Here is a 14,880-nt window from a genome sequence, read left to right as displayed (position 1 = left end):
TCACACGCTCAATGGCCCTCATAGCACCCGAAACCACGCCGCCTTCAAATAAGCCGACTCCGGGCAGCTCATCATCACCGGGTGGTCCGCTGCCGCGCCGGTGTACTCGAACAGTTGCAGGTTCCGCCCCATCGGCCGGGCCCGCTGCACCGTCTGCATGAACATGTCGCGCGAGATGAGGCCGCTGCAACTGCACGTCAGCAGGATGCCGCCGGGCCGGACCATCTTCATGCCGAGGCTGTTGAGGTCGTGGTACTTCCGCAGGGCATCGTCCACCAGCGTGCGCGAGGCGGCCAGCTTCGGCGGGTCGAGGATCACCACGTCGAACTGCCGATTGATGGCCAGCATCTGCCGCAGATAGTTGAACATGTCCGAGTGGACCAGGCTGAGGCGCGTGTTGTTGAGGTTGACGTTCTCCTTGGCGATGGCCAGGGCGTCTTCGTCGATGTCGACCGAGGTCACTTCCTTCGCCCCGCCGAGGACCTTGGCGGCCAGGCCGAAGCCGCCGGTGTAGCAGCAGCCGTCGAGCACCGTCGCATCCTTGCACAGGGTCGCCAGACGCAGGCGATTGTCGCGCTGATCGCAAAAGAAGCCGGTCTTCTGCCCGCCGGACGCATCGACGCGATAGCGAATGCCGTGCTCGCGGATCGTCACCTTGCCGGACATCTCGCGCTCGTCGGCGCGAACGCGAAAGCCCTCGATCCGCTCGATCGCCTCGTCCGCGCGGATGATCGTCCGCCACGTCGGCGAGGCCTTGTCCGGCCGGTCGAGACTTGTGGGCGGCCCCATCGCCTCGGCCGCCGCGCGCATGAGCATTCCCGCGCGCTGGTAGATCCCCAGCGAGAAGACCTCCATCACCAGACAATCGGCATAGCGCTCGAGGATCAGCCCGCTGAGCCCGTCGCCCTCGGCGTGGACGAGCCGATAGGCGTCGGTCACCGCGTCGAGATTAAGCGTCCGGCGAAACGCCACCGCCTGCGCGATCGCCGATTGCCAGAAGGCGTCGTCGATCGGCCGGTCGTCGTGCGACAGCATGCGCAGCACGATCTGCGACTTGGGACTGTACATCCCTCGGCCGAAGAACCGCCCCATCTTGTCGTAGACATTCACGACGTCGCCGGGCCGCGCCGCCGGGTCCGCCGTTCGCACCATTCGCTCGAAGATGAACGGGTGAAACGATGCCGAGCGCAGTTGCACCCACGGCGACTGTGCGCCGGCCGGCGCCGCCGCCCCCGCATCGTCATCGCGCCGGCTGCCTGGCGCAGGACCGCGACCGGCACCGCCCGGCCTCTCCCGCCGCGGCGGTCGATCCCCCGGCTTTCGACTGTATCTTGCATCTGCCATAGGCCCTAGTGTCGGTGCCGCCACGGGCAAACGCAAACCGGGCGCGATTCGGAGTGTTTGTTCGGCGTCGGAGGCATCCACGGCAGCGGCGAAGACGCCCAATCGGCCGCTTTCGCCGATTTACATCGCAAATACTCGACAAAAACCCTCCATCCGACGCATAATGATGCGGGGGAGAGAGCGTGAGCCAATGCCGAAACAATTGCCCACCCTTGGAGGTATTCCCATGCCGATCGAAGAATTCATGAAGCAGCAGTACTTGACGCTCCGCGATGAGATTCGAGCCAGCAAGGCGCGCATCTTCATCATCCTCGTCCTCGGGACGATGGTGATCCCGGCCGTCGGCTACGCTGCCCTGGCGTCCAATGCGGTCTTCGCCTCCGCATCGATGCCGTTCATCATCCTCGTGCTGATGCTCGCCTTCGTGATGGAGCAGAACTCGATCATCCGCGCCGGCACCTACCTCAAGCATCACGTCGAGCCGCACATGGAAGGCATCACCACGTGGGAGGCCTGGCTCGAGGGGAACAAGTCCCTGCGCGATACCGATCGCTACTTCTTCGGTACGTTCCTATTGGTCTTCTTCGTCTTCTACGCCATCGGCACCGGCTCGGCGCTGGAGTCGCTCAACGGCCAATACCCCAATCAGGGCTGGTACGGCGGCGCGGCCTACGCCATCGGCGGCCTGTGGTTCGCCATCGTCCTGTTCCGCCACTGGCACGCCTGCACGGCGACGGATTGAGTCGAATCGGCGCAGCCAATTGAAAGCGATAGATCGCATCTCCACTGAGGGAGATATCCCCAGCGTGATTTTCCATGGCTTCGGGAATTTCCTGCCCGCGATTGGATAGACACTTAGCCACCCGCGTATGATTAGGCGGTGAGGAGGATGTTTGTCCGCCTCCCGGCTACCTGCGGAGAGGGCCACGATGATTCATCAAACCGCATTTTTTGTTCTGTTTCTTTTCATTCGAGGATAAGCCCCTTCCGCGGCACACCGGTTGCAGCAGATTGAACGCGTGAGCGCTTGGCGTGGTTCGCCCGTGCCTGCGCGTCCGCCCGAAGGAGGCCACTCCCATGTCACGCGCTCGCTTCACGCGGCCCGGCCTGACTGTCGTCGAGGCCATCGCCGCTGGTTCCGTCCTTTCCCTCGTGCTCGGGCTCGTCATCCCAGGCATCTCCAGCGCCAGATCCGCCGCTCTGATCGACGCTGAAAAAGCCAACCTTCGCGTCCTCGCACAACTCATGGCCACCTACGCCGCCCGCGACCCTGACGGAGTTCTCGGCCCGATTCACCCTCGTGCCCTGAATTTCTATTTCGCCGGCTATGCCGACTACGGCGGCGGACCTGGAACGATGCCTTTTGTCGGATGGGGTCAGGAGTTCGACCCTCGTACGCGCCCTTTCAATCAACTGCTGTACGGGCAAAAGATCACCGCCGCCGAGACGCTGCCCGGCGACACGGCGTACTTCAAACCATTTCAATGTCTCGGGGATGACTTCGGCTGGCAGCGCTGGCCACAATTTGGCTCGAATCCTCTGGAAACAGAAACGCCGTACTTCAAGGGGAACGGCGTCGCGTTTCGGCTCAATAATCTGCAGTACGTTGACAACAACGCCGGAGGCGGGATGGGGGGCGGAGGTCTTAACACCTTTTCCGTAGGCTTATTCGGCACACCCGCGAGCAGGGTCCCTTCACCCTCACAGACTCTCGCCTTTTCCGAGACAAGGGTGTTTCAGACGCTCTTCACCAATGACGTCTGGGGCTACATCCAGCGCGGAGAACTCGAAGGGAATCACGGCAGGCGCGGATACTTCCTGACCAACTACGCCGATGGCCATGCCGACTACACGGACTTCGGCGACGACACGTATTACGAGCATGTCTTTGGGTATTGGGAATACGACGCGCGCGGCACCTGGGGCCGGTTCGACACCATGCCCCTTCCCCTTGGCTACTACTTCGGAGTCTCGCATCCCATCGCCACCGATCGATCCGAAGGGCCGTCGATCGGGTCCTCAACAACGATGCGGAGGATCGAGAAATGAGCGCTCTACAGCCTAACAAGCATGAAACACGCTGGGGCCGATTGAGATTAACGATTGACCACTGCCGTCGCCGTCTGCTCGCCTCGTTCGTTCCATTGATCTTCGCCGCCTATGCGTCAGGATCGTCTCCGTCAATTGTCACGGACATTCGCATGTCACCCAACCCCGGCGGGCTGGACACCGACTACGTCGGCGAGTTTATTGAGATGTCGCCCACGCTGATGCTGTTCGCGTGTGATGGCACTGACGGGGTCGAGCTTTGGCGAAGCGACGGCACTCCTGGTGGCACGGCCCTTGTCATGGACATCCATCCCGGTCGGACCGGCTCATGGCCGCACTCGTTCGTGGGCCTGGGTTCACAGGTTTACTTCTTCGCCAACGACGGCACGCATGGCGACGAACTGTGGGCCACTGATGGGACTGCCGTTAACACACACCTTGTCGCCGACATCAGGACGGGACCGGAAAGCTCTGAAGGAGCATCCGTCACCGTTCTCGCGGGCCTCATGGTCTTTTTCGCCGACGACGGATTTCACGGGCGCGAGCCCTGGATCAGCGATGGAACGCCCGCGGGCACTACCTTGCTGCGCGATGTCCGCGCAGGCCCACTCTCCAGCCATCCCACTTTCGCCGCGCTCGATGACACCGTGCTCTACTTTCTGGCCGACGACGGCTCAATCGGTCTGGAGCTCTGGCGTACCGATGGGACGGACCTTGGAACATCGCTGGTGAAAGATATCTGGCCCGGCCCGCGCGATTGCACAGCCGTCGCATTCTTGGTCCACGACGACCTTCTCTACTTCGCCGCAGATGACGGCATGCACGGCCTTGAACCTTGGATCAGTGACGGCACCAACGCGGGCACAAACATGCTCAAGGACATTTACCCCGCGTCCGATTATCCCTCATTTCCATACGAATTCACATCGTGGGGTGGGGATGTGTACTTTGTTGCAACGTCGAGTACAACGAGCTATCAACGACTCCTTTGGAAGACCGACGGCACCGAGCCGGGCACGATGGTTGTTCTCCCCTATGCGCTATCCGCATACATCATCTCTCCATACTCGCTGTTTCCGACGAGTGATGCACTCTACTTCGTCGGATGGGTTCGGAGACAGGGGGAAATCAATAATGGTTGGGAACTTTGCCGAACTGACGGAACGGCCGCCGGCACGCAGATGGTCAAAGATATTTACCCTGGAACTTCCAACTCTTTCCCTCATGAATTCACCTGGTACGACGGACAACTTTTCTTCGTCGCATCCAATTCGACGGTCGGCGAGGAACTCTGGAAAACAGACGGAACCGAACTTGGCACGGTCGTCGTCAAGGACATCCGAACCGATCGCAACGTCAACAGACGCGGGCCCAATCACCTAACAAGTTTCGGCGGCGGACTTTTCTTCACGGCCGAGACGACCAGTGAGGGCCGCGAACTCTGGATATCCGACGGGACGGAGGAAGGAACAACTCTTATCGCCGACCTGATCGCCGGGTCCTCCAATCCGAGAATTCTTCCACCGATGCTCAATCAGCTCTTCTTTGTCGCTGAAATGGGCGCTTCCGGCCTCGAACTTTGGAAGTCGGATGGAACCCCCGTCGGAACGACACTCGTTAAAAACGTCCGCGACGAACTCTCCCATTCCGACCCCCGCCACCTGATGCCTTACGACAGTTCGCTCCTCTTCCTATGCGATGACGGCGTCGTCGGTACCGAATTGTGGCGAAGCGATGGCACTACTTCGGGCACCATTCCCGTTTCCACTGGGCTTGGTGACCAGTCCTTCAATCCCCCATTCCAGGTCGGCCTCACTTCTCTGACAGACAATCTGGTTTTCTTCGGCGCACGCGGCAACACCACGACGCTAGACGTCTGGACATCGACCGGCTTCCCCGCTGGAACTTATATTGCTACATCACTCGCCGCTGCGAACAAGACCCTTTACGCGATCGAGTCCCCTTTGCCGGTCATCAGTGGCGCTGCGATCTTTCCGCTATCCGGTCAGAACCGCGACGATGACCTCTGGCGCACGGACGGCACCCTTCCCGGTACGTTCAAGCTCAAGGAGATCAGCAGCGGTGACGCCGCGTCGCCGATCCGCGAACTGAGGCGCGTGGGTGACACGGCCTACTTCACCGCCCAGCCGGTTCCGACATCTCAACCTTCGCACGATGCGCTTTGGCGATCCGACGGCACCGAACTCGGCACGGAAGTTCTTGCGGATATCTGGCCCAATCCCGACCATCGCCCAACGAGCCTATTAAATGTAGACGATCAATTGTTCTTTATCGCCGGAAGCGACCTGGCCGGCCTCGAACTCTGGAAATCCGACGGCACGCCCGAAAGTACGCTGATTGTCAAAGACATCCGCCCCGGCCCTGACGGATCGGACATCGACTGGCTCACGCCGGTCGGTTCGCATCTCTACTTCACCGCCGACGCAGGCGACGGCGCCGGCGTCGAACTTTGGTGGAGCGACGGCACCGACGTCGGCACGCGCAGGGTCAAGGACATCCGCCCCGGCAGCGTCGGCTCCTACCCGAAGAGTCTCACTGCTGTCGGCAATCTCCTCTTCTTCACCGCCAACGACGGCGTCCACGGCGACGAGCCCTGGCGAAGCGACGGCACCATTCCCGGCACGTTCATGATCAAGGACATCCGGCCCGGCCCCAACAGCAGCAGCCTGCCGGACAACTTCGTCAAGCTCCCCTACGGAAAAATGGTCATCTTCACCGCCTTCACCGACGCCGCCGGCATGGAGCTCTGGTACACCGACGGCACCGAACCCGGCACCGCGCAACTTCCCGACATCGCCCCCGGCCCTGCATCGTCCGATCCCGCGGAGCTGACTATCAGCGGCGATCTTCTCTACTGCCGCGCCAACGACGATGTCACCGGCCGCGAACTATGGGCCATGAACTACCACGACCTCGACGCCGACGGCATTCCGAATGTCGAGGACAACTGCCCGGCCATCAGCAATGCATCGCAGTCGGATGCAGACAACGACGCGATCGGCGACGCGTGCGACATATGCCCAGCCAGACGCGCCGGAGATGTCGACGGCGATTCGCACCTGGGCCCGGAAGACCTCGAGCCGTTCGTCCTCGTATTGCTCGATCCGCTTTCCGCCGATCCTGACGCCATGTGCGCCGCCGACGTCAACGCCGACGGCACCGTAGACGGCCGCGACATCGCCGCCTTCATTATGAAACGAAGATCGGGCGCCCGCGACTGACAAGGCTCGACGGGCTCAGTCGCCCAGCGCCTCCCGGCACCTCTGATTCTGCGCTCCCGGCGGCACCACTCCGCCCGCTCGCGTATGATCCCCCCATGCCGTCGCCCGACACAACTCCGATCCTCCAAGTCCTCGCCCGTGGCCTTCGCCGCCGATGCCCGCGATGCGGCGTGGGCCGGCTCTTTCACGGCTGGTATCAGCTCGCCGAGGCGTGCGACCAGTGCGCCCTCAAATACGAACCGCTCGAAGGCAACTCCTACTGGTTCATGTATTACTCCACCGCCGGCTTCACCGGGTTCATCATCATCGCCATGCTGCTCCTTGAGCCGGCGAACATCTGGCTCGGCCGCGCAGTCGTCCTCGTCGCGGCCGTGCTCTTCATCGTGCTGACCCTCCCCTACCGCAAAGGCCTGGCCCTCGCCGTGGACTACCTCTCCGAGCGCAAGAACCAATCCTCCCACCGCCCCGCCGAGACGGATTTGCCGAGCGATCAGAAGTGAAAAACGCGGCGCAGTCTTCGTCAGCGCCAACAACGTCGATGGAGACCATCGCCGAGATGAATGGCGTGAATACAGAGTCCGCCGAGAGCGGCCCGTGCAGCGCACGGCATGCGGGAAGGCTAAAGGCGCGAGGGAATCATGCCAGATAAAATAGAATATCCTGAATGCCATGTAGTTAAGCCACAAGATTCCCGCGTCGCAGGTCTTGTCTCAGTTGGTCGCGTGGTTTTTTCATGAGCAGGAATTCTTTGAGGCGTCGTTTGATGACGCGGGGTTCGACGCGATGGGCGCGGGCGGGGTTGATGATCAGCGATGCCAGGTGGACGACACAGGCGGTGTCCGCGTTGCCTGCGGCGAGGGCCAGCCAGCGGGCGGCGTCGATGAAACTCACGCGAGCCGGCTCGACCTCGCGTTGGCGGGCCGTTTCGAGCATGACCAGGCGCACAAGGTTGTACACCAGCGCGAACATCCACATCTCCTTCAGGATGCCGTCCACGGTCTTGCAGTGCAGAATGTCCATGCCCAGCGTTGTCTTCAGGTGCCGCAGGTTGGTCTCGACCTCCCAGCGCCGCCGATAGAGTTCCGCCAGTTCCGATGCCGGATAGGTTTCGGCATCCAGCAGGGTGGTGACCAGCGTGACCGCGCGAACCCGAAAGCCGCGCGGGCCGACCTTGTATTTCAATTCGCGAAGCGTGATCGACTCCGGGCCTGGCAGTAAGCCGACGCGGTGAACGGACGGCGAGAGGATGGCCTCAACTCCAACAACCTTGCCAGATGCGCCAGATGACTGCACGCCGTGTTCCCGTGAAGAATCTGCAGAATAAAGAGATGCAGGGTCGTCACCGGATCGAGGATGCGGCACCGCCACACATGGCCGAACTCCTGACAAAGACTTTCGATATGGACCGGTTCGAGATAGCTCGCCAGATTCGTCTTGATCCGTCCCAGCACACGCGCGATACTGGCCATCCGTGGCCTCCTGGTGAAGACGTTGTCGTGAATAAACAACATCTTCCCGGGAGGCCTCGCTTCGCGCCAGCGCGCCTAAGTGCGCCCGGTAAAAGAACTTACGGCGAATCGAGTGCTAACTTAATGGCATTCTAGAATGTCCCCTTTTTCTTCTTTGTGACGCCGGAGACGATCCTCGAGCTTGAGTACGTCTGGACAAACGACGGGCTCGTCGACCGGATCAACGAAATCGACGCAGACGGCGTTGTGACGACCATCGATTTCACGTATGACCAGCGCAACAGGCTGATCGAAGAAGTTCGCTACGGCCAGGCACCCAGCCCGACTGATTATCAGTATCGTTACTTGTACGACGCGGCGGGTAACCGGCTGCTGAAAGAGGACGTACTGTCCGGGGTAAACACGGCGTACATTTACGACGTGTCTGATCCTGGGACGTACGGCAGCCAGGGCAACCGAATGGTGGAGAGCAGGACTTACCTCGCCGGCACCAACGAGACACTTGAGAAGCGGGTCTACACTTACGACAAGTCGGGTCGCGTGAAGTATGTCGTGCGTGAGATCGCCGGGGATGTCGATCCGGAGAACGACGACAACCAGTGGTACCGGGGCACGCAGTTGATTTACAGCACGCAGGGGAAAGTCTGGCTGGCCCTGTCGCGCCGATGGCAAATTGAGGAAGTGCCCAACACAGTCGGTGAGGGCACTCACCCGGAGACGACGCATCTGGAGTTTCAGGCGGCGATGGAGTATCGCTACGACGGCGGGCGGCAGCGGTACATGGTGCGGCCGTACCATGTGACGGGGGCGTCACTTGATCAAGGTAAGTGGTCCGACTACGCCGGGCAGAGCATTCACGGCGACTACACTGTCGCCCTTGACCAGTCGAACGCTGCGGTAGTCACCGAAAAAACTGCTCGTGAGCCGGGCGTGATCGATTATGATTACACGGCGGCGGCGGGTTCGCGGCAGACTTATCTGCATGGCAACCTGATCGGCACGACGGAGGCGACGAGCGGGGCCAGTGCCGGGTCGCCGCTGAGTGCGGGGCGGGCGGTTTATACGGCGTTTGGGGAGCGGGTTTATGCGAACGGGGTCGGCGGCGGGCGGTATGGGTATGCCGGGGCGTGGGGGTATCAGGCTGCGGGGACGGAGCAGTGCGGGCCGGTGGGCGAGACGTTTTCCTGCGACCCGCTGGAGGAGCTTGGCTGGCTGCACGTCGGCGAGCGGTACTACGACCCGGCGTGCGGGCGGTTTGTGCAGCGCGATCCGATCGGGATTGCGGGTGGGTGGAATGTTTATGCGTACGTGGGTAATGAGCCCGTTAAATGGATGGATCCGACTGGGTTGGACCGATGGATTGACTGGCACCTTTGGCACCCAACAGTTACGGTCGGTAGTGACCGTATCGGGTACTATCAAATCAGCTTTGCGCCAAACGACGGAAGCGAAGGGACTTTCGAGGAAGTCTTACGCGCAATCGGTTCTTGGATCTGGGGTGTAGACGGCGTCTCGACGATTCTGTGCATCGGCAGACCGCACCGACCTGCAGATCGCACCACGAATGATATTGATGATCTGGACACTCTTAAAAGAGCCGCAAATCGCAATTGGTATCATGCGATATTTGACAATTGTATTAGCGCTGGCTTTCAAGACTTGGGAAGTGATCGGCCGACTGGGCCATTTCGGGACAATATTCATTAGGACTGCTAGGCGTGATAGGTAATTGATGAGTGTCATTATCTTAACAGCAAACGCTATAAACCCGATGTACCGGCGCAAAGACCGGGGAACACTTCGACTCTATGTAAGTGCTCAGCGTTGGAGGAGCCTCCCATTGCTTCAAATCTTGCGATTAGGAAGCTTGTTAGCTCAAAATAAACAATGAACGTGCGCCGTGCGACCATTCTGGTGATCGTCTCCGGTCTCCTGAGCGTAGGGACCGCCGTAAACCTCGGAGCATTCGTAGGCACACCTGTTGTCGTGATTGTGTCTCCGGAGCGTCGCACGATTGCGTATTGCTTGTGTTTCTTTGCACTCATTGTTGCTGCGATTGTGCTCGTATTGACAATCCTGGCCAGCCGGCGATTCGGAGGTCAACGCAGCGCGCGGCCGTCCGGTCATGTCCATCCTTTGACTGTGGCTACCCTGCTTTGCTGGATCGTCGGGCAATCCGCTGCCATCGTCGTTCTGAAAGCAGGAGTCTCATCGTTTACTGTTGCAGGCGATGTGCAGGTATCGACCAGTCGCTGGCAGGAATATCCAGGTAGCGGAGTGACGTTTCGTTTGATTGAGCAGCCGGGTGTTCCGTTGGTCGTTTATGTGCGCTCGGGTTACGAAGACGAGATCCAAAGAGCGTTTGAAACCGAAGGCATTACGCTAATGCGCACATTCAAGTAACCTTTCCGACTCATCACAACGAGGGATGGTTTGGGGCGGGGCCTTTTCGGGGGACATGACGGCCCAGCGGTTTTATGTCGAGGCTTAGGATGCCCTTTTCAACTCTTAAACCCGTTACGCGGTAGTCGATGCCACCGTTTTTCCACCAGGCGCTTCCATCCAAGTGAAAACCGGTCAAGAGGTCGCCGGACATGGCGGGGCTGCCCGGCCAGACTTTGTCGGGGCCGCGGCGGATGGGGCGCGAGATCGTCTCCTCCACGAAGCGCGTGGGCAGGGGCAGCGAGCCGCAGCGAATCTTCCCGGCGGTGAGGATGATGTCGCCGGACGCGTAGCGCGCCAGGATTTCCAGCGAGACGACGACGCGCATGCCCGCCAGCCGGTAGCGGCCGGCGATGGTGATGCGGCCGTCTTCAAAGGCGACGAAGGGGTCGTCGAGCATCGGCGGGAGTAGCTGGTCGATGAGAGGATATATCTCCCGGCGCATGGAGATCCAGCGGTTCACATCGCCTGCATGAAGATGATACGTAAAAGGGTCGCCCGGGCCGCGGACGCTTTCGGTGAAGGCCTGCTCGGCGGCGACGAGGTTGTTTCGCACGAGCTGGCGCTCCTCGGGGGCGATGACCGGCGGGCGATACCACCCTGGCGTCCTCACCGCAAGGAAGAAGGTGACGAGCAGGGGCAGGCCGACGACGAGGCCTGCGGCGATGAGCGCGCGGCGTTTCGCTGAAAATCGTCGCGAGGGGCCCGGCTGCTCGATCTGTGCGGGTTCATCAATCACGTCGCAAGCAGAACGCGGGGCTTGGGGGCATGTCAAGGTCCAAATAAGGCATGGCGGCTTTGGCGGGCGGGCTGGATGGGGACGGCGAAAATATCGGGCCGATTGACCGACGATTCCGCGACTACATAGAATCAATCACGGTACACTCCCTGGGCGGACCCGATGGGCTGCTCGATTTCCTGTAGGCAGCGGCAGCCTGGCCGTAAACCGGTAACCCGCCCATGAATCGAAGTCTCGGCGTTGTTATTACCCTTGTTTGGCTGGCGGCCATGACGGCGCTGGTGCGGCGTGACGTTCTGCCGTACTGGACGGCGAAGGACGCGCCGAATCAACTCACGCGCGACGGCAAGTATCAGTGCGGCATCGCAAACAGCGCGGGAAAGCGAATCGGCACGACGTTCGTCACCACCACGCCGGGCCCGCAACTGACCACGGTGCATAGCTCGACCGATCTGGACCTGTCGGCGCTGGCCTCATACCTGCCGACGCGGGGGCGACTCTTAATCGACACCGACCTGACCTACGAACCGGATGGGAGGCTCTTTCGCTTTGCCTTCTATCTGCATGGCGCGGCGGTGCCGATCTCGGTGATCGGCGAGCGAATCGGTCACGACTATGTATGTACCGCGACGATCGGCGGCACGACGACGGTGATCCCGCTCGACTGGCGCGTCAGCGAAGGGCTGGGGGAGATGCTTCGGCCGTTCACGCATCTGGAGGGGCTCCATGTGGGGCAGCGCTGGCGGCTTCGACTGCTGGACCCGCTGGCGGTCCTCAAGGGCGGCGATATTGAGTTCAAGAACCAGCTCGTGACCGTCACCGGCAGGGAGACGATCGAGTCGCGCGGCGAGCCGGTTGAGTGTTTCCGTATAGAGACGGAAGGCACCATCGCGTGGGCGGACGACTCGGGCCGGGTGGTTCGGCAGGAAGTGCTGATCCCCCTGCTCGGGAAGTGGGTGCTGACCGACGAGGTGTTTGATCAGGAGTTGTATCGAGCCGCCACGGCTACCGGCCGCTCACAGGAGCCGCCGTCAAAGGACGAACAGAGTGTGAAGGATCATCGCTGAAACGGAGCCGATGCATCGCATGGCGATCAGACTCGACAATGTGACCAAGTGTTACGGCCGGCTGCGGGCGGTCGACGGCGTGAGCCTGACGGTCAACCCCGGGGAGGTCTTCGCCTTTCTCGGGCCCAACGGCGCGGGCAAGACGACGACGATCAAGATGCTGACCGGTCTGCTGCTGCCCGACTCGGGCACGGTCGAGGTGTGCGGACTTCCGATGTCGATGGACGCGCAGGAGGCGAAGGCCAAGCTCGCCTATGTGCCGGATCAGCCGTACCTGTACGAGAAACTGTCGGCGCGGGAGTTTCTGCACTTTGTGGGGCGGATGTACGGGCTCGACCCTGCGACGATCGAGCTTCGCAGCAGTCGCTATATGGCCCGACTTCAGGTGACCGGCTTCGCGGATCAACTGGCGGAGAGCTACTCGCACGGCATGAAGCAGCGGGTTGTCCTCGCCGCGGCGTTATTGCACGAGCCGAAGGTGCTGATCGTCGACGAGCCGATGGTGGGCCTCGACCCGCGAACGGTTCGGACGGTGAAGGAGTTGTTTCGCGAGCGCGCCGACGCCGGGCTGACGGTGTTCATGTCCACGCATACGCTGGACGTTGCCGAGGCCATTGCCGATCGAATCGCCATCATCAATCACGGGCGCATCGTCGCCTGCGGCACGCTTGAGGAGTTGAAGGCCCGCGCGAAGCGTGAGCACCGGCTCGAGGACATCTTCCTGGAACTGACGCAGCCCGACGCAGACGCCGAGGCAGCGCGCAACTCGGTCAACGCGGCCTGAGGTTATCGACGGAAATGACGCAAGTCCCGGCAAGCCTGGCCCCCCACCTGACCGGCGATGCCCTTGCGCCGCGCGGCGGCGGATTATCGCTGCTCTTGAGGCTGAAGCTGCGGCTCTTGAGGAATCGCGTCCTGCAACTGGCCGATCAGTCGCCACTGCGACTGATGCTGGTCGTGCTTTTCATGGCGGTGATCTGGGGCTCGCTGTACGCGGTCTTCGACTACGTATTTACGTTCATGCGGCGCTTCGAGCAGCAGGCCGTGATCGCCATTCCGCTCGTCTTTCACATTTTCGTGCTGGCGATGACCGTGCTGCTTTCGTTCTCGGCGGCGGTCCTTGTCTATAGCGCGTTGTACAGCCGGGCCGAGCCGTCGTTTTTGCTGACCGCCCCGACGCACCCGCGACACGTCGTCACCATCATGTATCTGGAGGCGCTGTTCTTCGCGAGTTGGTCGCTGCTGCTATTGGGCCTGCCGCTGATGATGGCCATCGGCAATGTGCTGGGGCTGCCGTGGCATTTTTATCTGATCTTCTCGCTGTCGCTGATCGGGTTCGTTCCGATTCCCGGCGCGATCGGGTTGGTTGCGGCGACCGTCGTGGCGATCTGGCTGCCGCGGGTTGCGGCGCGGACGCTGATCTATGCCGCCGGGCTGATGCTGCTTGCCCTGGTGCTTTGGTGGGGGCGACTGTGGACGCTTTCGGCGGCGAACTCGGGCGAGTGGTTGCAGGACTTCCTCGGCGAAATGGAGTACCTCAGGGGCGCTCTGCTACCCTCCACGTGGGTCACCAACGCCATTCGCTTCAGCATCGACAGTCGACTCGACGATGCGATGTTCTATCTCGGGGTGATCTCGTCCACCGGTTTGTTCTTCAGTTGGGCGGCGGTGACGCTGGTCGGACGGCTGCTGCCGTCGGCCTTCGCCGGGGCCCAGAGCGGCGGTGAGCGCTCGCGCCGCATCCAGGGCCGGGCAAGCCTGTGGATGACGCATCTGCTCTTTTTCTACCTGCCCTCTCGAAGCCGCATGCTGGTGCTCAAGGACGTTCGCAACTTTCTGCGCGACCCGGCCCAGTGGTCGCAGTTGGCGATCCTTTTTGGCCTTCTCTCGCTGTACCTGCTGTATCTGCCGCGCTCGCGGCCAGAGGGGTTCAACCTCCAGTGGCAGGCCCTGATCTGCTTCCTCAACCAGGGGGCTGTGACGCTCATCCTTTCGACCTTCACGAGTCGATTTGTCTTCCCGATGGTGTCGATGGAGGGCCGGCAGATGTGGCTGGTCGGCCTGTGGCCCATGCAGCGGGCGTCGGTGATGTGGGCCAAGCTGACATACGCTCTGACGATCTGCGGTTTCGCGGCGGTGACGGTGACGATCCTGTCCATCCGTGCGCTGCAACTGCCCCCCACTCTTGCCGCGGTTCAGGCGGGTGCGACCTTCGCCGTCTGCGTGGGGCTTTGCGGAATGGCCATCGGCCTGGGCGCGAGACTGCCGAGCTACAACGAATCGAGTGCCGGGCGAGTGGCATCCGGCCTGGGCGGCACGGTGAATCTCATCGCGTCGGTCGCGCTGGTGACGCTGTGCCTTGCCCTTGTCGGGTGGATCTGCCTGCGGATGGTCGGCCAGGGCGATTTGAACCGGCTCGACGAGGTCGGCATGGCGCTGTTCGGCGGCGTGCTGCTCATCGGCCTCGGCGCGGGCTCGACGGCGATGCGCATCGGCATCAGGGCATTTCAAAGGGCGGAGTTCTGACG

13 protein-coding genes are annotated in these 14,880 nt (G+C 61.6%); 9 read left to right on the top strand and 4 right to left on the bottom strand.

Annotated features, from left to right (window positions below; translation table 11 throughout):
• Positions 1 to 18 precede the first annotated feature (18 nt).
• Entirely contained in the window at positions 19 to 1,344 is a 1,326-nt protein-coding gene (locus HS101_12930) for a class I SAM-dependent rRNA methyltransferase (protein MBE7507166.1), read from the bottom strand.
• A 226-nt stretch (positions 1,345 to 1,570) separates the two neighbouring features.
• Between HS101_12930 and HS101_12925 the strand changes: the two genes are divergently transcribed.
• The 4 genes from HS101_12925 (at position 1,571) to HS101_12910 (ending at position 7,135) form a co-directional block, all read left to right on the top strand.
• On the top strand, positions 1,571 to 2,086 hold the full coding sequence (locus tag HS101_12925; GenBank protein ID MBE7507165.1) for a hypothetical protein: 516 nt from the start codon (positions 1,571 to 1,573) through the stop codon (positions 2,084 to 2,086).
• A gap of 335 nt (positions 2,087 to 2,421) precedes the next feature.
• Entirely contained in the window at positions 2,422 to 3,393 is a 972-nt protein-coding gene (locus HS101_12920) for a hypothetical protein (GenBank protein MBE7507164.1), read from the top strand.
• Positions 3,390 to 6,635 carry a thrombospondin type 3 repeat-containing protein gene (locus HS101_12915; protein ID MBE7507163.1) on the top strand — a complete coding sequence of 1,082 codons (3,246 nt, stop codon included), beginning with the start codon at positions 3,390 to 3,392 and terminating at the stop codon, positions 6,633 to 6,635. The genes HS101_12920 and HS101_12915 overlap by 4 nt, the downstream gene beginning before the upstream one ends.
• Positions 6,636 to 6,730: 95 nt before the next feature.
• The gene (locus HS101_12910) at positions 6,731 to 7,135 is read left to right on the top strand and encodes a DUF983 domain-containing protein (protein ID MBE7507162.1); all 405 of its coding nucleotides are present in this window, start codon (positions 6,731 to 6,733) and stop codon (positions 7,133 to 7,135) included.
• Positions 7,136 to 7,310: 175 nt separating this feature from the next.
• On the opposite strand, the gene HS101_12905 is transcribed toward HS101_12910, so the two are convergent.
• Positions 7,311 to 7,817, bottom strand: coding sequence for a transposase (locus HS101_12905; GenBank protein ID MBE7507161.1), 507 nt, complete (start codon positions 7,815 to 7,817; stop codon positions 7,311 to 7,313).
• Positions 7,814 to 8,104: a hypothetical protein gene (locus tag HS101_12900; protein ID MBE7507160.1), complete on the bottom strand. Its 291-nt coding sequence runs from the start codon at positions 8,102 to 8,104 to the stop codon at positions 7,814 to 7,816. Before HS101_12900 ends, HS101_12905 begins: the two co-directional genes overlap by 4 nt.
• Positions 8,105 to 8,563: 459 nt before the next feature.
• On the opposite strand from HS101_12900, the gene HS101_12895 reads away from it, so the two are divergent.
• Together HS101_12895 and HS101_12890 are read left to right on the top strand one after the other, a co-directional pair.
• Positions 8,564 to 9,811 (top strand): RHS repeat-associated core domain-containing protein, encoded by a 1,248-nt coding sequence (locus HS101_12895; GenBank protein ID MBE7507159.1) that lies wholly within the window; start codon positions 8,564 to 8,566, stop codon positions 9,809 to 9,811.
• Between the two features lie 180 nt (positions 9,812 to 9,991).
• Positions 9,992 to 10,507 carry a hypothetical protein gene (locus HS101_12890; protein ID MBE7507158.1) on the top strand — a complete coding sequence of 172 codons (516 nt, stop codon included), beginning with the start codon at positions 9,992 to 9,994 and terminating at the stop codon, positions 10,505 to 10,507.
• 13 nt (positions 10,508 to 10,520) lie between these two features.
• On the opposite strand, the gene HS101_12885 is transcribed toward HS101_12890, so the two are convergent.
• Entirely contained in the window at positions 10,521 to 11,285 is a 765-nt protein-coding gene (locus HS101_12885; protein MBE7507157.1) for a hypothetical protein, read from the bottom strand.
• A 221-nt stretch (positions 11,286 to 11,506) separates the two neighbouring features.
• Between HS101_12885 and HS101_12880 the strand changes: the two genes are divergently transcribed.
• From HS101_12880 to HS101_12870, 3 genes are read left to right on the top strand one after another with little or no spacing between them, the layout of a single operon-like run.
• Positions 11,507 to 12,352 carry a hypothetical protein gene (locus tag HS101_12880; protein ID MBE7507156.1) on the top strand — a complete coding sequence of 282 codons (846 nt, stop codon included), beginning with the start codon at positions 11,507 to 11,509 and terminating at the stop codon, positions 12,350 to 12,352.
• A 19-nt stretch (positions 12,353 to 12,371) separates the two neighbouring features.
• Positions 12,372 to 13,136: an ABC transporter ATP-binding protein gene (locus HS101_12875; GenBank protein MBE7507155.1), complete on the top strand. Its 765-nt coding sequence runs from the start codon at positions 12,372 to 12,374 to the stop codon at positions 13,134 to 13,136.
• Positions 13,137 to 13,150: 14 nt separating this feature from the next.
• The gene (locus tag HS101_12870) at positions 13,151 to 14,878 is read left to right on the top strand and encodes a hypothetical protein (protein MBE7507154.1); all 1,728 of its coding nucleotides are present in this window, start codon (positions 13,151 to 13,153) and stop codon (positions 14,876 to 14,878) included.
• Positions 14,879 to 14,880 lie beyond the last annotated feature (2 nt).

It is taken from the genome of Planctomycetia bacterium (genome assembly GCA_015075745.1).
GTDB lineage: Bacteria > Planctomycetota > Phycisphaerae > UBA1845 > UTPLA1 > UTPLA1.
The sequence above is the reverse complement of the archived record's forward strand: the minus strand, read 5'-3'. Positions and strand labels throughout refer to the sequence as shown.